The following is a 20,134-nucleotide window of genomic DNA, read 5'->3' on the forward strand; positions in this document are numbered from 1 at the left end:
TAATTTTATAAGACAAATGTATGCTGAAAAAATCACGAAGAATAACCTGCAGCCCATTGTGAGCTACTAATAAATAAATGAGTATGAGTAAAAAGAAGCTGAGTTCTACCAATACAATCAATGAACATTATCTGGACGACAGATGTACCCTGAACAAAGTACTAAAGATTATTGGTAAGCGATGGGTAGCAGAAGTTTTATTACTGATTACCCATGATGTCTCACGATTCTCTCAATTGAAGGAAACTTTGACTGGGATTTCAGACAATGTACTATCTTCAGTACTCAATGAATTGGTTAAATCAAATCTGATCACCAAGAAAATATTCAATGAGGTTCCTTTAAGAGTTGAATATCACATTACACCCAGCGGATCAGAATTGACAAAGGTGATGCACCAGCTCTGCAGTTGGGGAAAACAGAATATTCCTTATGAGGTCAGAATTCTTCCGGGATCAATGAAATAGTGAACGTGACCATCATGACCTTTAGATGGATAAGGCAAAAGGAAGTTTTTTTTTATTTTAGTAATAAACAGCCCTTTACAATTGTTATGAATATATGAAAACAATCTCTTTCCTACTCTTCTTTTTCGTTTCCCTGACTGTTGTTTCAGCTCAGAATAATTCTTCTGAAGGATTTTATGAAACCTCTGATCATGTCAGAATCAAATATAAAATCTCCGGAAAAGGAGAAGCCTGCTTTTATATTCCCGGAGGTCCCGGCCAGGGATATCCGTCCTTTGAACTGATGGGTGGAAATAGTCTGGAAAAAAACATGCAGATGGTTTATATGGATCAACGGGGTTCCGGGGAATCCGGCACATCGGAAAATTATCATCTCGATAAAATGATTCAAGACATTGAGGAACTGAGACAGCAACTCAAATTAAAAAAAATATTTCTGCTGGCACATTCTTTCGGGGGAATCATTGCAGTCAGTTATGCAAAAAAATATCCCCAGCATACCAAAGGGCTTATCCTTGCCAATGTAACACTCCATTTCCTGAATGATGAATCTATCAAAGAACAGATTGAATATGGAAACAGCCTTTTACAGGCAAAAAACAGAGAGGTTCCTAAAGACAATCTTTCCTCAGAACTTTCAAAAATCAGCTGTGCATTAAGAAAAAAAAGAATAGGATATAAATTCCTGACCGAAGATATCGAAACCATAAAACAATCGGATAAGGTTGATTCTCTTCATCCCCGCATCATCGACTTCGGAATGGCGGTAATCTCAAATCCCAAAGACTTCCCGGAATACTATGCCGATTATGCCCCTATCACAAAAGATATTCATGTCCCTGTACTTATCATCACAGGAAAGAAGGATAAGGCAGTCGGAACTCAGCACTATAAAACCTTCCGGTTTCCCAATCAGAAAGTAGTTTCCATTGATGGTGGGCATCTTTTGTATTATGAGAAAAATAAAGACTTTGTGAAGGCTGTAAGCCATTTTGTGAATACAACCAAGTGATATTGCATTGACAATTTTATAATATTACGTTTTGGCGCGGCCTTCGGCCGCGCCAAAACCCTTTAGAAGCCATTCATTAAAAAGCCAAACTCGACCTTACCTCTTTATTCATCTTAATGGTTCAAAATTATACCCCCCTCCGCTGGCGCGAGCGTCCCGCTCGTGTCACCACAACAATTGACTTTTGAAAATTTAATTTCTAAAAATAATAATCTGAGTTTTATTACTTTTAGACTATGAGCAGAAAATATAAATTTCATGAAAAAGAAGGAGCTTATTTTATAAGTTTTGCTACGGTATTTTGGATTGATATTTTTACAAGAATCGAATATTTTGATATTATTATTGAAGCATTGAATTATTGTAGAAAGAATAAGGGTATGACTATTTTCGGGTATTGTATTATGCCAAGTCATATACATCTAATCTTCAGATCAGAAAAAGGTCAGCCTTCAGAATTAATAAGAGACTTTAAAGGTTTTACGGCTAAAAAGTTACTTAGGGCTATTGAAGAAAATGCTCAGGAAAGCAGAAAAGATTGGTTATTATGGATGTTCAAAAAAGCAGGAAGTCAAAATTCTAATATAAAAAAATATCAGTTTTGGCAACAGAATAATAACCCCATAGAAATCTGGACGTTAAAAGTATTTGAGCAAAAATTAAATTATGTTCATCAAAATCCGGTAGAATCCGGATTTGTAATGGAACCTTGGGAATGGAAATATAGCAGCGCTAGAAATTATTGTGATAATTACGAGGAGATACTGGAAATAGATGTTAATTTATAAACGTTGGCACGAGCGGGACGCTCGCGCCAGCAAAAGAGGAATTATTGAAAATTAAATAAATAGAGAATAGTACAAAATCATTGATTATCCTTAATCAATCTTCCCCTCTTCATTTTTCTTAATGGGTTAAAATTATAAAACCCCTCAAAAAACAAAACAGGCTGTTTCAAATTGAAACAGCCTGTTTTTATCTATTGTAGCACCTGCTTAAAAGCCGGTCAATTATTAGAATTTAAGATCTCCATTCACCTCTCTTACTGCATTAGCAGCTTCAGCGAACTTCAATTGCTCTTCAGCAGTTAATGTTACGTTTACGATTGATTCTACTCCGTTTGCTCCGATGATAGCAGGAACTCCTAAGCAGATATCGTTTTGTCCGTATTCTCCTTCAAGCATTAAAGAACAAGGGATCATTTTCTTTTGGTCACATGCAATCGCCTGAACCATTACAGAAACAGCAGCACCTGGAGCATACCAAGCTGAAGTTCCTAATAATTTGGTAAGAGTAGCTCCTCCTACTTTAGTTTCTTCGATTACATATTTTTGCTGCTCTTCGTCTAGGAATTCAGTTACAGGAACACCATTTCTTGTCGCTTTGCTCAATAGAGGAAGCATACCTGTATCACTGTGAGCTGCGATTACCATTCCGTTTACATCAGAAATTGGAGCTTCCAATGCTTCAGCCAATCTGTACTGGAATCTTGCAGAGTCTAATGCACCACCCATTCCGATGATTTTGTGCTTAGGAAGACCTGAAGTTTTGTGTACCAAATAAGCCATAGTATCCATTGGGTTAGAAACTACGATGATGATTACTTCCGGAGATTGTTTTACTAAGTTTTCAGTAACTTCTTTCACGATACCAGCGTTGATACCGATCAATTCTTCTCTTGTCATTCCAGGTTTTCTTGGAATCCCTGAAGTGATTACTGCTACATGAGAACCTGCAGTTTTACTATAATCTCCTGTTGTACCCGTAATTTTTGTATCAAATCCGTTAAGAGATGCTGTCTGCATCAAATCCATTGCTTTTCCTTCAGCAAACCCTTCTTTAATGTCTACCAAAACTACTTCTGAACAGAAGTTCTTCATTGCGATGTATTCTGCACAGCTTGCTCCTACAGCGCCTGCACCTACTACAGTTACTTTCATATTGTTACTTTTTAAAAATTATTTTTTGTTAGTTAAGTTTAAATTTGAAACTCCCCAAATTTAACAATTCCTGAAAAAATGCGCAATCTTTCAGGAATTTAATTAGAATTAAAATAAATTAGTTGACGTTCAGTAAAAACGTATAAAGTTTTTTCGCCCCGGAAAGCACGTCGTTGTAGTTTTCTTCAGCAACTTCGGTATCCAGAACTTCTTTAAAATTCTTCCACATAGGTCCCGTATTCTCCTGATAACATCCGAAAAAGTTGAAAGTAACCTCATCAAATCCTTCTGTTTTGGAAAGCTGCTTGGCAATAACGTTACCTCCCAGCGTAGAACCTTCAATCACATACATCGCTCCCAATGCTTCATGCTCATTCTCAAATTCAAGATCGTGAGACTCCATCTGGTTTTCCAGAGAAAGACTTTTAAGATCTTTTTCAATAAGAGAAAGCTTCTTTCTTGCATCAAGCTGAAGTTTTTCTGAAAACTTATCAGAAAGGCTGCTGAATATTTTATCTTCACTGTGAAGAAGCATCAGATAATTCGTGTGAATAATCTTTTTATAATCCTCTAAAGTGAAGGTTTTATTAAAAATCTTTTCAGAATTAAAAAGTTTTTCTGCCGCATCGTGATAATCCGCTGTATTCTGTTTAAGATATTCTGATACCATAAATAACGTTTTAAAAGTTTCTCAAATGTAAGGCTTTTTGAACTTTAAAATAAAGGAAGTCCCCTCTTTATTGCTCTCAAAATCTACATTCCCCCCTATTCTTTTCATAATACGGTGCACAATAGACAACCCTACTCCATTTCCTTTGAATTTCTTGGCATTGTCCATCCTGTTGAAGATTTTAAACATTTTATGCTTCTCCTCTTCAGGAATACCAATTCCATTATCAGAAATCCTGTAGATAATAGTCTGCCCGTCTTCCGTTCCTTCAATTTCTACTTTCGGATGATCCTGGTGAGAAGAATATTTCACGGCATTATTGATAATATTGAGAAATACCTGATGAAGCATGGTTTTATCAGCCAAAACATCCGGACATTCTTTAATAATAACTTCGCTTGCTGCGCTGCCATACGTCATCTTTGCATTTTCAGAGATTTTATGGATCGTAGGAGCTGTTTTCAGACTTTCAAGCTGAACTTCACTATGCTTGGCGCGGCTCAGCTGTAATACATCCTGCATCATTTCAGCCATATTATCAATCTCCTCGATAATTGTATTGATCTTGGTTTTGCTCTTTTCAGCATCAGCCATTAGATTTCCCAACAGCATCTGGGCATTCAGCTTCATCACCGTCAATGGAGTTCCTAAATCATGAGAAATAGTATAGGAAAAACTGTCAAGCTCTTCATTCACTTTTTTAAGCTCATCATTAAGACCTTTGATCGCATTATAGTTTTTGTGGGATGTTTCTAAAATCAAATCCCTTACAGCATGTACTGCACTTATATTTCGTGAATTCCATCTTGTGGAATACCCTTTAATATTCTCTGTGAAGATACGGAAAGACGTTCTTGGTGATATCATCTGTTTTTCCTCTCCGTTTTGAGAAAAAACTTCTACCCTTTTTTGAGGATTACCAGCCCAGTCGATATGTTCATTAAACTCCTTGCGGAACCAGATCAGCATCTCGTTTTTATCCCTTTCGATGAAATAAATAACCACTCCGGCTGCACTTTCAGACAGTTGAAGTTCTTCACCGTAATCTTTAAGGAAACTTCTGCTTACATAGACACGATCATTTGTATTTGCCAATCCCCATTGCGCAATCTTTGCAATACTTTTGAGATCTGGAGTACTTCCGGCTGCTACAATACTTTCATCCGAAATAATGGCCAGCCCATCAGCTTCCGGAAGATTTTGAATCTCTGTTTTACTTTCGATAAGAGAGTCAAAAAGATGATTATGTTTTAAAAACTTTGTTTTCAGCTGAGATATATTTTCATTCAGCTCCAGGCGGTAGTTCAATTCACGTTTGGACTTAAAGGAAGAATAGGCATTCGCGGCCAATGCCGTAAAAATACCTGCCTGTACTCTGTCCTCAAGATCAATATGCTTAGGTTCTATATTCTGGCAGGTGACTAATCCCCAGAGGTGATCATCAATAATAATAGATACACTGAAACTGGAAGCTGCACCTGAATTTTTAAGATACTGCCCATGAACAGGCGACATTCCTCTGGATGCAGAAAAAGTAAGATCTATATTTTCAGGATTCTTGCTTAGAATAGGAACCAGATCAGCATACACATTGCTGAAGATTCTTTTTCTTTTTTTAAGATAAAGATCCCTTGCCTGTTTCGGAATATCAGATTCCGGGTAATGAAGTCCCAGAAAGCTTTCCATATTTTCATTCTTCTTCTCGGCAATGACCTTCCCGGAACCATCCATCATGAATTTATAGACCATCATCCGGTCATAATTCACCACCTTTGAAAGGGTCTCCAAAAGATGATCCCAAAGCTCTTTTTCATTATCGATGATGTAAAAATTATCATACTTATTCGAAATCCGCTTATTGGGATTAATCAGAACCTCCTCAAACTCTAGGAAAATATAAAGATCACTCTTGAAAACAGAAAAGTGATATTCTTTATCATTAATAAAAATTTTGTCAAAATAGGTTTCGTTTTTACGTCTCGTAAATCGGTCTAGTGAAGTATAGATCTCTGAATCAATAATGCTATGAAAACTATGGGGAAAGTCCGTGATCTTTCTCCCGAATAGTTCATCTGAACTCTCGATTGTAAATATATCCGAAATATTCCTGCTAAAAAAAGTAATGGTACGGGACTCCGCATCAATGCCAATCAAATAACCAAAACTTTGAATAGAACCCGGAATATGGATAGGTTCTTCATGGCATTCTATAAAATTCATATATCTCTTCAGTCTATTAACCAAATATAGCATTTTTTCTGAACAGCATTCTCTTTTGTGGTACTTAATTTTAAGAGCCCTTCAGCCTGCATCCATCGAATATTCTATTAGAAAAAAAGGTTGAAAAATACATTGAAGTATTCTCCATTTTAACCCCCTTTTTATATGATATCACTAAAAGATACGAAAAAAAATCCAATTAGGATACTTTACTACCATTAACCATGATTCATTACATGAATTACGGATTATTAAACGTAAATATTATGTTATTTAAACAAATTTTTCTAAATTTATGTCACCAAATAATGAATACAGCCTCAATACATTGAATTATTCATAATAAATTCAACGTAAAATTTAAATTCAAATAATACTATTATGAAAAAGTTCCCATTAATTTTATTTTCTCTAGTCCTTTCTATAGGATTATGGAATCCATCAGAAGCCTGCACAAGGGTGGTTTACAAAGGTCCTCAGAATACCGTTATCACAGCCAGATCTATGGACTGGCGCGATGAAATCCCGGCCAACCTTTGGGTTTTCCCAAAAGGAGCAGACCGCAACGGACAAGTAGGCTCTAAATCTCTAAAATGGACTTCTAAATACGGAAGCCTCATCAGCTCTTCCTGGGACATTGCTTCAGCCGACGGGATGAACGAAAAAGGATTGGTCGCCAACATGCTTTGGCTGGGAGAATCTCAGTACCCGAAATTTGATGGAAAAGGGAGTAAAAAGGGAATTGCCATTTCATTATGGGCACAATATTATCTTGATAATTTTGCCACAGTAAAAGAAGCTGTAGAATTTTCACGAAAAGAACCGTTTGTCATTGTAAGTGACTATATTCCGGGAACAGAGAAGTTTACAACAGTTCATCTTTCCATTTCGGACGCTTCAGGAGACAACGCGGTATTTGAATATATTGACGGAAAACTGGTAATTCATCATGATCCCTCTTATACCGTAATGACCAACTCTCCTGTTTTTGAAGAACAACTGGCTCTTAACAATTACTGGAAAGGAATTCCGGGAACGGTGATGCTTCCGGGAACCAACCGTGCTGCGGACCGTTTCGTAAGAGCATCTTACTATATTAATGCAATTCCTCAGACTGCCGATACCCGTACTGCTGTGGCGAGTGTTTTCAGCGTCATCAGAAACTGCTCGGTCCCTTATGGAATCTCTTCTGAAACGGAGCCAAATATTTCATCAACAAGATGGCGCTCTGTCTCGGATCAGAAAAACCTGGTGTATTATTTTGAAACCGTTTTCACTCCAAACACGTTCTGGGTAGATCTTAAAGATTTTGATCTTAGCCCTAAAGGAAAGGTGATGAAACTGGATTTGAGTAATAACAACACCTATAATGGTAAATCCAATGCGAATTTTAAAGAATCTGCACCATTCACATTCTTAGGATTAAAATAAATATTTCACCACAAAGACGCTTACGCTAAGTAAAATAATCTGTTTTCAGCAGAGGAAAGGACGTAAGTATGCCACATGATGATTGAATGAGTAATCATTCTCTTCCTCTGAAAGGAGTGTCAAGTCAAAGATTTGATGGGTGGCTTAAAATGCTTTCAAGTTCATTTACAGTAAGAAACTAGTGGCAACATAAAGTTCCACAATAAAAAAACAAAAAAGATATGGCCTTTTTTTCGATTAAAAAGAAAAGCCTGATCCTGTGCATGCTGGCCTGCGGGTTATCAGCGTATGCACAAAATCAGGATTCTCTGAAGACCACACCTCCTCCACAGGAAGAAGACAATGTAAAATATCCGATACTGCAGATCAAAGGCCTTTTTCAGGCACGTTATCTGGTAGGGATGTCCAAGGATGTTGATGTAAACGGACTTCATCATACCGATGGCTCCGGAACTGATAATAATTTCATGCTCAAATACATGAGAGTGCAGGTTCGGGCACAAATCAGTAAACGTACAGAAGTTGTTGTTTTGGCCAACCTTGCCGATTTTAAAAATGATCCTAAAAGCAGAGTTCTTGAAAATGCTTATCTGAAGTACACCTTCAACCCAAAATTAGCGATTACGGTAGGACAGTTCAGACCCTGGTTCGGTATTGAAGAGACTTACCCTATTGACATTATTAAATCTTTAGACTGGTCTAATCAGTATACAGAGTTTGGGAAACTGGGCTGGACAAGTTTCCAGATCGGCATGTCCGCCACAGGACAGCTTCAGCTTGGAGAAATACCCTTCCAATATGCAGTTTCTATCGTCAATGGAAACGGAAAGAACCAGATCAATGATAACGACAACGGAAAACAGTATTCGACCCGTTTGGTTTTTGGACTCTCAAAAAAATACAATTTCAATGTAGGTCTGAATGGGGGTACCGGGGAAGTTTTCAGCAAAAAGGTATATGCTCTGGGAATAGATCTGAGCTCACTGATCCAGTTTGATCCAAAATGGAGTCTGGATATGCAGCTGGAAGCCAAACAGGCTACCAATCACGTACTCTACAATTCCATTGCCCCCGAATTACGTCCGGATAATCCTGATCAGTATTTGATCCGTGGTGCTTATTTCCTTCCCAATTTAAGATATGAGATCAACCATAGAAATCTCAGTGCTTTTGAATTATCCTGCCGATACGAATATCTTGACACCAATTTCAGACTGGCTTCTAACCCAAGACAGACGATTACCCCAATGTTCGGGTTAGAATTTTTGAAAAATTATGGAGCAAGAATTCAGCTCGGAGTACAGTTTGACCGTTACAAATATCAGGTAGAAAATACCTCACAATACAATAACAATCTATTCATAGTGCAAGTACAAAGTAGATTTTAACCCACTAAATAGTTAGTATCATGAAAGAAATTAATATCAGAAACGTAGCGATCACATTTGCCGTTGCGTTGATCATATGGTTCATTCCTGCCCCGGAAGGCGTTGCCGAGAATGCATGGCATCTGTTTGCCATCTTTGCAGCAACCATATTAGGAATCATCCTTAAGGCAGCTCCTATGGGCACCATGTGTATGATGGCCATAGGTTTTACAGCCCTTACACAGGTGGTAGCTCCCGGAGATGCCGGAAAATCTATTACAAAAGCACTTTCGGGTTTTGGAGATAAAGTGATCTGGCTGATCGGGATCTCATTTTTTATCGCCAGAGGATTTATCAAAACAGGGCTTGGAAACCGTATCGCTTTTGTATTTATAAGAATTTTTGGGAAAAGTTCATTGGGATTAGCATACGGATTAGGACTTGCCGATGTTTGTCTGGCTCCTGCTATTCCGAGTAATACCGCGAGAGGAGGTGGAATTATCTACCCGATCATGAAATCTATGGCCATAAGCTTTGATTCCGTTCCTGAAAAACCGGAAACCCATAGAAAACTAGGGTCATTCTTAACATTGAACAGCTACTATATGAACCTCATCGCTTCTTCTATGTTCCTTACCGGTACTGCGAGTAACCCGATGTGTCAGAAATTTGCAGCCAACCTTGGTATTGATATTACCTGGATGTCATGGGCAGCAGCCGGATTTCTTCCCGGTGCAGTAGCATTCTTTGTCGTTCCTCTGGTATTGTACAAATTATACCCGCCTGAATTGAAAAAAACCGGTGATGCTCCGAAAATGGCAGCACAGAAGTTAAAAGAAATGGGGCCTATCTCTAAAAATGAATGGCTGATGTTATTAGCATTTTTCATTCTATTAGCCCTTTGGATATTTGGTGGAGCACTTTCTATTGATGCCACAACCACTGCATTCATTGGATTAACATTGTTACTGCTAACCTCAGTACTAACCTGGGAAGACGTAAAAGGAGAAAAAGGAGCATGGGATACCATCGTTTGGTTTGCCGTTCTGGTGATGATGGCGAGTTCTTTGAACGAGCTGGGCTTCATTGGCTGGTTCAGTGATCTTATCAAAGTAAAAATCGGTGGTCTGAGCTGGCAGGTAGCTTTCCCTGTAATCATTCTGGTGTATTTCTTCAGCCATTACATCTTTGCAAGTGCTACCGCTCACGTAGCGGCTATGTATGCAGCATTGCTTGGTGTAGGGGTTTCTCTGGGAATTCCTCCTATGTTATTGGCTATGATGCTTGGTTTCATGGGTTCAATTTATGGGGTGCTTACCCACTACGGACACGGTCCGGCTCCGGTATTTTTCGGAAGCGGATATGTAGACCTGAAAGCCTGGTGGGTCAGAGGTCTTGAAATAGGAATCGTTCTGCTGATCATTTATATGGTTGTAGGAGGATTGTGGATGAAAGTCTTAGGATATTATTAATTTTTAAATCAAAAATATGTTATCAACATTGTCAAGAAAAATGCTGATGTGCCTTACAGGACTCTTTTTGGGATTCTTCCTGTTGATTCATTTCCTTGGAAATCTTCAGCTTTTTCTGCCACAAGAACAGGCACACCTGCAGTTTAATGCTTATTCGCATTTTTTATCAGGAAATATTATTATCAAAATAGTGTCTTACGTTTTGTATGCCAGTATTATTCTGCATGCCGTAGACGGGCTGATTATTACTTTAAAAAATAAAAAATCCGGCGGCGGTTATCAGTCGGACAGACGTGGAAGAGCCAGCCAATGGGCTTCCAGGAATATGGGAATCCTCGGAACATTAATCCTGATCTTCCTGGTGATCCATTTCCAGAACTTCTGGTATATCTACAAATTTGGAAATCCTCCTTTGGATGAGAACGGAAATAAAGATTTATACATTCTGGTAGTGAACGTTTTCAGAGAATGGTGGTATGTAATCATCTATGTACTCTCAATGATTGCTCTGTGCTACCATTTGATCCATGGGATTAATAGTGCAGTAAGAACATTGGGACTCTATCATCCCAAGTTTGTCAAATGGTTCAAAACTATCGGAATTGCCTATTCAATCATTATCTGTATCGGTTTTGCGTTGATGCCGGTGTATGTATTCTTTACTTATCAATAAACAGACTGTTATGATTTTAGATTCAAAAATACCACAAGGCCCATTGGAGCATAAGTGGGAAAATTATAAAAAGAAAGCCAGACTGGTGAATCCTGCCAACCGTAAGAAACTGGATGTTATCGTAGTAGGAACAGGACTGGCGGGAAGCTCTATCGCTGCTTCTTTAGGAGAGATGGGATACAATGTGAAGTCGTTCTGCTTCCAGGACAGTCCGAGAAGAGCGCACTCTGTGGCAGCACAGGGAGGCGTAAATGCTGCAAAAAACTATAAAAACGATGGTGACAGTGTCTACAGGATGTTTGTAGACACCTTGAAAGGAGGTGATTTCAGAGCCCGTGAAGCCAATGTATACCGTATGGCAGAATGTTCTCTGAACCTTATCGACCAGGCCGTGGCCCAGGGAGTTCCTTTCGGTCGTGAATATGGAGGATATCTAAACAACCGTTCATTCGGAGGGGTTCAGGTAAGCCGTACTTTCTATGCGAGGGGACAGACCGGGCAGCAGCTGCTTCTTGGAGCGTATCAGGCTTTAATGAGACAGGTGGGAAAAGGCTCTGTACAATTATTTTCAAGACATGAAATGCTTGATCTGGTTACTATTGACGGCAAAGCCAGAGGCATTATCGTAAGGAATTTAGACACAGGAGAAATTGAAAGACATGCAGCCCATGCTGTCGTACTGGCAACCGGAGGTTATGGAAAAATCTATTATCTGTCTACCCTTGCCATGGGCTGTAACGGATCGGCAATCTGGAGAGCTCATAAAAAGGGCGCTTTAATGGCTTCCCCAAGCTGGATTCAGGTACACCCTACTTCTCTTCCTCAATCCGGAGATTATCAGTCTAAGCTGACATTAATGTCCGAATCATTACGTAATGACGGACGAATCTGGGTGCCGCTGAAGGAAGGTGAAAACAGACCTCCGAATGATATTCCGGAAAATGAAAGAGATTATTATCTGGAAAGAAGATATCCCGCTTTCGGAAACCTTGCTCCAAGGGATATTTCTTCCCGGGCAGCCAAGGAAAGAATTGATGCCGGTTTCGGAATCGGACCTTTAAAAAATGCTGTATATCTTGATTTTTCAAAGGCCATACAGGAACAGGGAAAAGATAAGATTAAAGAAAAATATGGCAACTTATTCGACATGTATCTGAAAATAACAGGATACGACGCGTATAAAGAACCCATGATGATATCCCCGTCTGCGCACTTCTCTATGGGTGGACTCTGGGTAGATTATGAACTGATGACTACCGTTCCGGGATTGTTTGCTTTAGGGGAGGCTAATTTTGCGGATCATGGAGCCAACAGACTGGGAGCAAACTCTCTTCTGCAGGCTTCTGTAGACGGATATTTTATTGCCCCTTATACGATTGCCAATTATCTGGCTGATGATATTCATACCGGGAAAATTTCACCGGATGCTCCGGAATTTGAGCAGGTTGAAAATGCAGTAAAAAACCAGATTCAGGGATTTATGAATATCAAAGGAACCAAAACCGTTGATTATTTCCACAAAACATTAGGAAAGCTGCTGTATGATTACTGTGGACTGGCCAGAAACGAAGAAGGGCTGAAATATGCCATTCAGGAAATCAGAAAACTAAAAGAAGAATTCTATAAGGACGTAAGAGTTTCCGGACAGGGAGACAAAATGAATACCGAACTGGAAAAAGCAGGCCGTGTTGCCGATTATTTCGAAATCGGAGAACTGATGTGCTATGATGCTTTAACCCGTAACGAATCCTGCGGAGCACATTTCCGGGAAGAGTTCCAGACTCCGGATGGAGAAGCCATGAGAAATGATGCGGAATACCAGTTTATCTCCGCATGGGCATGGAAAGGTGAAAAGGGAGAACCTGAGCTGATTAAAGAGCCTTTAGCCTTTGAAGAAATTCAGCCAACGGTAAGAAGTTACAAATAAAAAACAGAAAATTATGGATTTACATCTTAAGATATGGAGACAGAAAGATAGAAAAAGTGAAGGAAAACTGGTCAACTATGACCTGAAAGGATTGAATTCCCATATGTCTTTCCTGGAAATGCTGGATACCTTAAATGAAAAACTGATCATTGAAGGAGATGAACCCGTAGAGTTTGATCACGACTGCCGTGAAGGGATCTGTGGACAGTGTGGAATGATGATCAATGGTATTGCGCATGGTCCTTTAAAAAACACAACGACTTGTCAGCTTCATTTACGATCTTTTAAAGATGGGGAAACCATTCTGATAGAGCCATTCCGTGCCGGAGCATTCCCTGTAAAGAAAGATTTAAAGGTAGACCGGTCAGCTTTTGACAGAATTATATCATCAGGAGGTTTTGTATCGGTTAATACAGGTCAGGCTCCTGATGCAACAGCTATTCCGGTTACCCATCAGACTGCTGAAGAAGCCTTTGATTCTGCAGCATGTATCGGGTGTGGAGCCTGTGTTGCGACTTGTAAAAACGGAAGTGCCGCCTTATTTACATCTGCAAAGATCACCCATATGGCGCTCCTTCCTCAAGGGAAAGAAGAACGAAGCAAACGCGTTTTGGACATGATCGCTCAAATGGATACCGAACTATTTGGTCACTGTTCCAATACAGAAGCCTGTGAAGTGGAGTGTCCACAGGGAATTTCTGTTCTGAATATCGCCAGAATGAACTTTGAGTATAACAGAGCATTGTTTTTCAAAAAGAAAAATTAGATCAAAGAATAAAAAGATAAAAGCGCGAATTTATACACAGATAAATTCGCGCTTTTGTTTTTTAGAAGAAAGTTTTCACCTATTCATTTATCATCGCCACTACTCTTGCCGGAGCTGCAGATCCACCCACAATTTTAAGGGGGAATACACATATTTTAAATCCGGATGGAGGCAGGGCTCCCAGATTCGTAAGCTGCTCTATGTGTAAATATTCTTTTTCGATTCCTACGCGGTGGCCTTCCCAGAAAAATTCGGGGTCATTCATTTCTTTGGCTTTTTTAGCCATATATCGTAAAGGAAGATCCCAACCCCATTGGTCAATTCCCATGACTTTTACGCCCTGGTCGATCAGCCATTCTGTAGCTTCTTTGCTCATTCCTGTTCCTTTTTCTACAAAATCTGAAGTGCCCATCATTTTATCACGATCAGTCCTGATAAGCACTATATTTCCTTCCTGTATGGTGATTCCGTTTTTATCAAGATCTTTTTTCAGATCATCAACCGTGATGGCAACAAAGTCTTCTTTATGGGTACAGTCGATTACAATACCGTCACCATAACACCATTCCAAAGGGATCTGATCAATCGTTTTTGCAGGCTTTCCTTCTACTACAGGACCGTAATGCCACGGAGCATCAATATGGGTTGTAGCATGAAGTCCCATATTTTTGATGGTATCATCTGCCCAGCCTGTCCAGTTTTTAGGAAAAAGCCTCGCTGGAAGTCTCAGCGCCAGACGAATCAGCCAATGTGATTTTCTATGTGCTTTATGTTTGATTTTCACCCGCATGAACCATGGGTCTCCTGCATTGTATTGAATGGGTTTAGAGAGATCAACAATTGTTGTTTTCATATGATTTAGCTAAGGAGGCAAAGGTAATGAATAAGCTAAAAAGACGAATAGATATTAGCAAACGAAAAAAGATTAGCTATTACTACTCTTTTTCTAATTCTATCGGGTTTTCGTATTTTTTGCTTTTTTCTCTTTCTTTTTGTCTTTGCTTTATCATTTCTTGACCTTGAATAATAGTGGTTTCAGAACTTTGGAGTACTCCAATTAAATTTGCATTAGCATCTTTTAATGCTTTTTCAAATTTTGGTCGAGTTGTTTCAAAAGCTTCATTATATCGATTTTCGTTTATCTTAATTAATGTACCTTTTAATCTAGATGCATTTATAGATCTTACAAGCTCAAAATCATACTCCTCTTTATCATCTGTTATTTTAACAATCAATCCAGGCAAACCGCTAAATTTATATGGCCCGTAAGGCAAAGGAATTTCGGGAGAATACCAGGCGATCCAATTTCGCCCCTTAAAGGTAACTTCCGCTTTTTTACAATTAATTGTGTTTATTATTTTTGTATCATTACTCAATTTCCAATTTTTAATGATCGGTTCTTTGTAAGTAAGTATTGACATTCCAACTAAGTTGAAATACTGTATATTTTCATTTGATTGTAGTATGGTAAAGGAAAATTTTGTTTTTGGAACGGATACTCCTTTTGAGCTTAACAGTTTTGCGCCATTTTCTAAAGTTTTTATTGGAAGTGTTTGGAATACTGAATCTCTTTTCAGTGATTGAATACTTGCAAAAAAAGCACGTTTATCGCCTACCTGTAATGAAAAAAGTTCTTCATGTCTATAATCAGGAGTTAATGTATTCAATTTAGCTTTTAATAAATAGGTAAACTCACCACGCAGAGTATCTTTTTTATGTAATTGAGAAAAAAATAAGACACTAAAACATAAGGCTAATAATTGAAATATTTTTTTATAGTAGTACATAGAATTATTTTTGATTGCAAAAAATATGCACTTATAACTTTATAAGGTCATAAGTGCAAATAATTAATATGAAACAAATATTAATTACAGTAATTTGCTTCAAGATTAGCAAGCCACTGATTTGCTTGTTCAGCAGTCCAATCTTGAGTTGTAGTAGCAGTCTGACCACAAAATTCTGCAATCCAAACTTGTTTAATGCCCCCTTTTACAGTTTTGGGGTCTTCACGAGTCAATTTTTTAATTTTTTTCATAAAATATATTTTTTATTTAGTTCTCAAATATATAGAACTAACTCAAACCTACAGAATATCTTTCATTATGTTAAGTAGCTGTTTATCTGGTAAAAACATATTTTTTACTTGAAAATTTCCCATATAAAATTGAATTAATTTATGATTTTATTTAAACAAAAAACCATTTATTAAAAAAATGCTTTTTTATTTTTTTTTATATGTTAAATAATGAATTTCAAACAGAAATCTTTACATCTAAAGTCTAAAAATGGTTTTAATTATTTTGATGTATTTTTTTCCTTTTGCTTTGTTGCTTTTTCCCTAAATCCCTTTTGGAATGATAATCTTCTTTGGGTCATTCTCATCATACATGATCTCAACGATTCCCTGTTTAGGAACGGAAGACAGATTCAGGAGCGTGACAATTTTCTTATAAACAGCAATATGCTCAACCCCTCTGAAATCTTTGAAACTCACCTGAAACATGATCTGTGGCTGATCATTTACTGTAAGACCGGTCTGGCTTACACTGATGATATTGGCTTCGGCATTTCTTCCGGAAAAGAGGATATATTCTTCTTTTTTATTTTTAAAAAACTTCCCGACAATCAATTGAAAAGCCAATACATAAATAATCGTCATTACTCCGCTAAAAATAATAGGATGCATAAATGTCAGAAACCGCCAGCCAAAATCAAAGGATTCCCGTGTATAGAAATAAGAGTATAACCCAATTACATAAGCAATTAACAATATACCAAACACGATTCTTAAAACGATTCCTAATGTATTAAACCTGACTTTCTGATCACTTAAAATAAAATAAGGTTCCTGTGACACATTTGGATTTAACAATACTTTTACCTTGTTTCCGGTATTGAATCTTTTTTCCTGTGGTTTGGAATCCTGAAACATCATTTCATGTTCAATCAATATATTTCTAAGGTTAGGAAATGAAAGAACAATCTGAATGACGTTTATATTGGTTTTGGGAATGTATTTCAGGAGTTTATAATCGATGATTTTTGCCTCTCTTGGAATTCCGTTCTGCAGAATAGACTGCATGGTATTTTTCTCCTTAAAAGTTTTTATGAAAAGGGTATTGATAAAGAAAACAATTACATAGATCCATATCAGCAAAGAAAAACCGAGATATCCATAGCTCACGGCTAATGAATTTCTCGGTTCTGTTGCGAACTCATCACTCATCATATAAATGAAAATAGGAAACGGAACGCAGAAAAAGAAGAGTAAAGCTCCCCAGAAAATGATCATGAATTTCATAACTACTATTTTGTGATGTGCAATAAAGTTATGATATTATTATTGAATAGACGTTTTCTTTTTTAAACCTCTTTTTCGAAATAAAGTCTGTAGTATTTTCCTTTATCATCCTCTCCCATTTCTAGTTTCTGTCTGTCTCCGTGGATGTAGATGTGGAAATTTTTATCCAGTTTAATGATACTTTTAAAGTGTCTCTGAGTCTTTTTTACCGCCGCTTCACTGATCGGGAATTCTTCTGCTATATTTACCTGCATATCCTGTTCGTAATCTGTCTTAAAGTTGACAAAGCTTTCAATCACATGTTCGTCTCCCAATACTTCAGTGGCAAACTCATCAAGTTTAAACTCTTCCTTCTCTTTGAAGAAATTGATCGACTTATTCAGAAAATCTGCCTGGTCTGCTTTGGAAACTTCAAATTCCTGAGGCAGCTGCTTTGTGATATAATCTTTATAGACCATCAAAGCCTCCTGCGTGTGGAAATATTCGTCATCACGCTGCTTTACTTTCAGGAAATCTTCGAACCAGTAGTACATGTCTCCATTTTTGTTGTTGTCAACTACGGAAAGTACATATCCTGTGTCTTTATTATTGTTGTAGATCAAAGCCGCTTTATCAATTTTAGATAACCCGATTCCCTGATCTTTTTCAATATCAAATGTTTCTTCTGCAGGATTTATTTTCAGGAAAGATTCTCTCTTTTCCGTTTTGAAAATACCGATCTTGTCTACTCTGTCCGGACGGTCACTTTCATCTTCGAAAAGGACGATGAAAAGTTCTCCACTCTGAACTCTTGGGTTTTCAGCCGCTTCGAAAAGATGTTTTGCTATATTCTCAGACTCCCAAATGAACTTGGATTTATCTTCAAAGATTTCAGAAACAGCACTGTAAATTGGGTTATTTACCAGATAAGTATCACTATAAAAATGGAAGGTTTCTTCCGATTTGAATGATCCTAAAAAGTAATTCTCAAGCAGTTCTGCCATTCCTTCTTCCAGCTTCAATTCCTCTTGTGAAAGCGTCAAGGAATCTCCGTTGATCTTATTTCCGACTCTGTGTACTATTATTTTTGAAAACATTTTTCTGAATATTTGGACTGCAAAGATATTCATTCTTATCCTTTCTGCGAAACTTAAAAAATGTCATGACGTGGGATAGATTCTATAAAGGCAAAATTTTTACCACCCCGTCAAAAATTCTTTGAATTTTCGCCACCCCTCCAAAGGAGGGGAATTATCATTCATTCATTTGTAATAGATATTATAGAAGGAGTTTTTTGACTTTTCTTTTCCAAATTGAGAAAAACCATATCATTTTGACATGCTTTTTTGTTTAAAAAACCAACCTTAAAAAATCACAATATATTAAATATCAATACATTAAATCAATATCATTTCTAACGGAATACCATTGGCATCATGATTTGAAAACATAGAATATGGACTTAAAAACATTAAACAGAATAGACAAGCTCAGAAGATTAAAAAGCAAAGGACCTGAAACTCCAAAGTGGCTGAAGCCTTATCATATGCTTTTTTTTGCTTTTTTAACCATTTTCATCTTTGGGGCCATCATCAAAATACTTGAACACAATTAACATTATAATATTATGAACTACCTACAAGCCGTACAGGAAATCACAGATGTGGTTCCCGATTTTGAAAAAGAAGTAAAAGAGATCAAAATTCAAAACTCATACAGCATCATCCGGACCTTCACGGAACGCATTAAAAATATGATCCGCCAAAATGACAGAAAACTGTTGTTCAGAAGCTTACAAAAAATGGACAAAATTTATACTGACGGAGATACTGTATTAAAGAATGCTATTGAGACTACTTTCATTTATTCTCTGGACAATTCTACCGCTTTCTGCAGTGAGGAATACAGAAAAGTGATTTTTAGTCACATTTCGGCCAACCTTCAGAAGGTATATTCAAGACAAATTTACAGCCACGGTATATAAAGGTTTTATTACATTATTGAGCCGTTTCATTACAAAGTGTTTAAATTAAACAAAAATTAAAATAACTCACAATCAATTGATTATGAAAAATAAAATCAGAAGGATTTCAGACTGGAAAACCTGGAAAACCACGACTAACAGACACAATACAGAGATATTACTCACTCACGTTGCTGTGATAGTAGGTGTATTTATTTTTGCTGCCTGCCTTTAAATTTTGGTATACATTTCGCTGCAATAAAAAGTGTTTGAAAAATTCTTAATTATGATGAAAGTACAAATGCAAACTATTAATCAAAAGGTAGCTGTTGAATACTTAAAATTTTTCTATGCGCCACTTCGCAATGAAATCACACAGTTGTCTGTTCAGGACAATTTTGCTGGGATCATGCAGGCAACCGTAAATTATCTGAAGAATCTGTTACAGGAATCGAAGATCAGTGTCATAGCCCATCACATCAAGCTGATGGATTGGCTTTACAGAAATGGTAATTCTTATGTAAGAGACATGATTGAAAACATGTTTGTAAGATCTTTCGAAAGTTTCAAAAAGCACGCAAGAATCCAACATTGGAAACTTCTTTATCAATACATGCCTGCCAGCTTCCAGATCATTTATAATGAGCAGCAGAAGCAGGATCAGATGTATTTTGGAAAATAATAAGTATAATAAAAGAGCGAAAAGGTAAATAAGCCTATTCGCTCTTTTTATATGTTACAATAAATGGCTGTATTTTTTGCAGGTTGAGAAAGAGAAGGAAGATTAACACTTTATATTCTCTACTTGGTACACAAAAATTACAACTGCGTAAAGAAAAAGCTAATCCGTTTTTTTGCAAATTTACCCTTTACCCTTTTTTTTTCGCTTTTCCACCTATTTACAGGCAACTTTTACCCTATTTTACTTCATCAATACGTACAA

Annotated in this window: 21 protein-coding genes; 13 read left to right on the forward strand and 8 right to left on the reverse strand. The window is 37.4% G+C overall.

Annotated features, from left to right (window positions below; genetic code table 11):
• The first annotated feature begins 83 nt into the window (after positions 1 to 83).
• The 3 genes from DBR39_RS14340 to DBR39_RS14350 all read left to right on the forward strand — a co-directional run bounded on the left by DBR39_RS14340 (position 84) and on the right by DBR39_RS14350 (position 2,267).
• Positions 84 to 467 (forward strand): winged helix-turn-helix transcriptional regulator, encoded by a 384-nt coding sequence (locus DBR39_RS14340; protein WP_185147188.1) that lies wholly within the window; start codon positions 84 to 86, stop codon positions 465 to 467.
• 94 nt (positions 468 to 561) lie between these two features.
• Positions 562 to 1,479: an alpha/beta fold hydrolase gene (locus DBR39_RS14345; RefSeq protein WP_124534193.1), complete on the forward strand. Its 918-nt coding sequence runs from the start codon at positions 562 to 564 to the stop codon at positions 1,477 to 1,479.
• A gap of 236 nt (positions 1,480 to 1,715) precedes the next feature.
• Complete coding sequence (locus DBR39_RS14350; protein ID WP_124534195.1) at positions 1,716 to 2,267, forward strand: REP-associated tyrosine transposase; 552 nt, start codon at positions 1,716 to 1,718, stop codon at positions 2,265 to 2,267.
• Positions 2,268 to 2,492: 225 nt separating this feature from the next.
• Here the strand turns inward: DBR39_RS14350 and DBR39_RS14355 are convergent, their stop codons facing one another.
• The 3 genes from DBR39_RS14355 to DBR39_RS14365 all read right to left on the reverse strand — a co-directional run bounded on the left by DBR39_RS14355 (position 2,493) and on the right by DBR39_RS14365 (position 6,309).
• The gene (locus DBR39_RS14355; RefSeq protein WP_103232743.1) at positions 2,493 to 3,419 is read right to left on the reverse strand and encodes a malate dehydrogenase; all 927 of its coding nucleotides are present in this window, start codon (positions 3,417 to 3,419) and stop codon (positions 2,493 to 2,495) included.
• A gap of 118 nt (positions 3,420 to 3,537) precedes the next feature.
• Positions 3,538 to 4,089, reverse strand: coding sequence for a biliverdin-producing heme oxygenase (locus tag DBR39_RS14360; RefSeq protein ID WP_124534197.1), 552 nt, complete (start codon positions 4,087 to 4,089; stop codon positions 3,538 to 3,540).
• A 21-nt stretch (positions 4,090 to 4,110) separates the two neighbouring features.
• Entirely contained in the window at positions 4,111 to 6,309 is a 2,199-nt protein-coding gene (locus DBR39_RS14365; RefSeq protein WP_124534199.1) for an ATP-binding protein, read from the reverse strand.
• A gap of 381 nt (positions 6,310 to 6,690) precedes the next feature.
• Between DBR39_RS14365 and DBR39_RS14370 the strand changes: the two genes are divergently transcribed.
• From DBR39_RS14370 to DBR39_RS14395, 6 genes are all read left to right on the forward strand, one after another.
• On the forward strand, positions 6,691 to 7,740 hold the full coding sequence (locus tag DBR39_RS14370; protein WP_124534201.1) for a linear amide C-N hydrolase: 1,050 nt from the start codon (positions 6,691 to 6,693) through the stop codon (positions 7,738 to 7,740).
• Positions 7,741 to 7,961: 221 nt separating this feature from the next.
• Positions 7,962 to 9,128 (forward strand): porin, encoded by a 1,167-nt coding sequence (locus DBR39_RS14375; RefSeq protein WP_124534203.1) that lies wholly within the window; start codon positions 7,962 to 7,964, stop codon positions 9,126 to 9,128.
• Between the two features lie 20 nt (positions 9,129 to 9,148).
• The gene (locus DBR39_RS14380; protein ID WP_124534205.1) at positions 9,149 to 10,579 is read left to right on the forward strand and encodes an anion permease; all 1,431 of its coding nucleotides are present in this window, start codon (positions 9,149 to 9,151) and stop codon (positions 10,577 to 10,579) included.
• Positions 10,580 to 10,595: 16 nt separating this feature from the next.
• Positions 10,596 to 11,252: a succinate dehydrogenase cytochrome b subunit gene (locus tag DBR39_RS14385; RefSeq protein WP_124534207.1), complete on the forward strand. Its 657-nt coding sequence runs from the start codon at positions 10,596 to 10,598 to the stop codon at positions 11,250 to 11,252.
• Between the two features lie 10 nt (positions 11,253 to 11,262).
• A complete protein-coding gene (locus DBR39_RS14390; RefSeq protein WP_124534209.1) occupies positions 11,263 to 13,179 on the forward strand; it encodes a fumarate reductase/succinate dehydrogenase flavoprotein subunit in 1,917 nt (638 codons plus the stop codon).
• A 13-nt stretch (positions 13,180 to 13,192) separates the two neighbouring features.
• A complete protein-coding gene (locus DBR39_RS14395; RefSeq protein WP_103235536.1) occupies positions 13,193 to 13,945 on the forward strand; it encodes a succinate dehydrogenase/fumarate reductase iron-sulfur subunit in 753 nt (250 codons plus the stop codon).
• Positions 13,946 to 14,024: 79 nt separating this feature from the next.
• On the opposite strand, the gene DBR39_RS14400 is transcribed toward DBR39_RS14395, so the two are convergent.
• From DBR39_RS14400 to DBR39_RS14415, 5 genes are all read right to left on the reverse strand, one after another.
• Complete coding sequence (locus DBR39_RS14400; protein ID WP_124534211.1) at positions 14,025 to 14,798, reverse strand: cyclase family protein; 774 nt, start codon at positions 14,796 to 14,798, stop codon at positions 14,025 to 14,027.
• A gap of 82 nt (positions 14,799 to 14,880) precedes the next feature.
• Positions 14,881 to 15,732: a GLPGLI family protein gene (locus DBR39_RS14405; protein WP_124534213.1), complete on the reverse strand. Its 852-nt coding sequence runs from the start codon at positions 15,730 to 15,732 to the stop codon at positions 14,881 to 14,883.
• An 80-nt stretch (positions 15,733 to 15,812) separates the two neighbouring features.
• Positions 15,813 to 15,983 carry a hypothetical protein gene (locus tag DBR39_RS24270; protein ID WP_185147189.1) on the reverse strand — a complete coding sequence of 57 codons (171 nt, stop codon included), beginning with the start codon at positions 15,981 to 15,983 and terminating at the stop codon, positions 15,813 to 15,815.
• 303 nt (positions 15,984 to 16,286) lie between these two features.
• A complete protein-coding gene (locus tag DBR39_RS14410) occupies positions 16,287 to 17,249 on the reverse strand; it encodes a hypothetical protein (protein ID WP_124534215.1) in 963 nt (320 codons plus the stop codon).
• Positions 17,250 to 17,311: 62 nt separating this feature from the next.
• The gene (locus DBR39_RS14415; protein ID WP_109739374.1) at positions 17,312 to 18,325 is read right to left on the reverse strand and encodes a nucleoid-associated protein; all 1,014 of its coding nucleotides are present in this window, start codon (positions 18,323 to 18,325) and stop codon (positions 17,312 to 17,314) included.
• A gap of 359 nt (positions 18,326 to 18,684) precedes the next feature.
• On the opposite strand from DBR39_RS14415, the gene DBR39_RS24275 reads away from it, so the two are divergent.
• From DBR39_RS24275 to DBR39_RS14425, 4 genes are all read left to right on the forward strand, one after another.
• Positions 18,685 to 18,843 carry a hypothetical protein gene (locus DBR39_RS24275; RefSeq protein WP_185147190.1) on the forward strand — a complete coding sequence of 53 codons (159 nt, stop codon included), beginning with the start codon at positions 18,685 to 18,687 and terminating at the stop codon, positions 18,841 to 18,843.
• Positions 18,844 to 18,855: 12 nt separating this feature from the next.
• Positions 18,856 to 19,212, forward strand: coding sequence for a hypothetical protein (locus DBR39_RS14420; protein ID WP_124534216.1), 357 nt, complete (start codon positions 18,856 to 18,858; stop codon positions 19,210 to 19,212).
• A gap of 82 nt (positions 19,213 to 19,294) precedes the next feature.
• Positions 19,295 to 19,426 carry a hypothetical protein gene (locus DBR39_RS24510; protein ID WP_262509928.1) on the forward strand — a complete coding sequence of 44 codons (132 nt, stop codon included), beginning with the start codon at positions 19,295 to 19,297 and terminating at the stop codon, positions 19,424 to 19,426.
• A gap of 51 nt (positions 19,427 to 19,477) precedes the next feature.
• Positions 19,478 to 19,873 carry a hypothetical protein gene (locus DBR39_RS14425; RefSeq protein WP_124534218.1) on the forward strand — a complete coding sequence of 132 codons (396 nt, stop codon included), beginning with the start codon at positions 19,478 to 19,480 and terminating at the stop codon, positions 19,871 to 19,873.
• Positions 19,874 to 20,134 lie beyond the last annotated feature (261 nt).

This window comes from Chryseobacterium sp. KBW03 (assembly GCF_003852415.1).
Classification (GTDB): domain Bacteria; phylum Bacteroidota; class Bacteroidia; order Flavobacteriales; family Weeksellaceae; genus Chryseobacterium; species Chryseobacterium viscerum.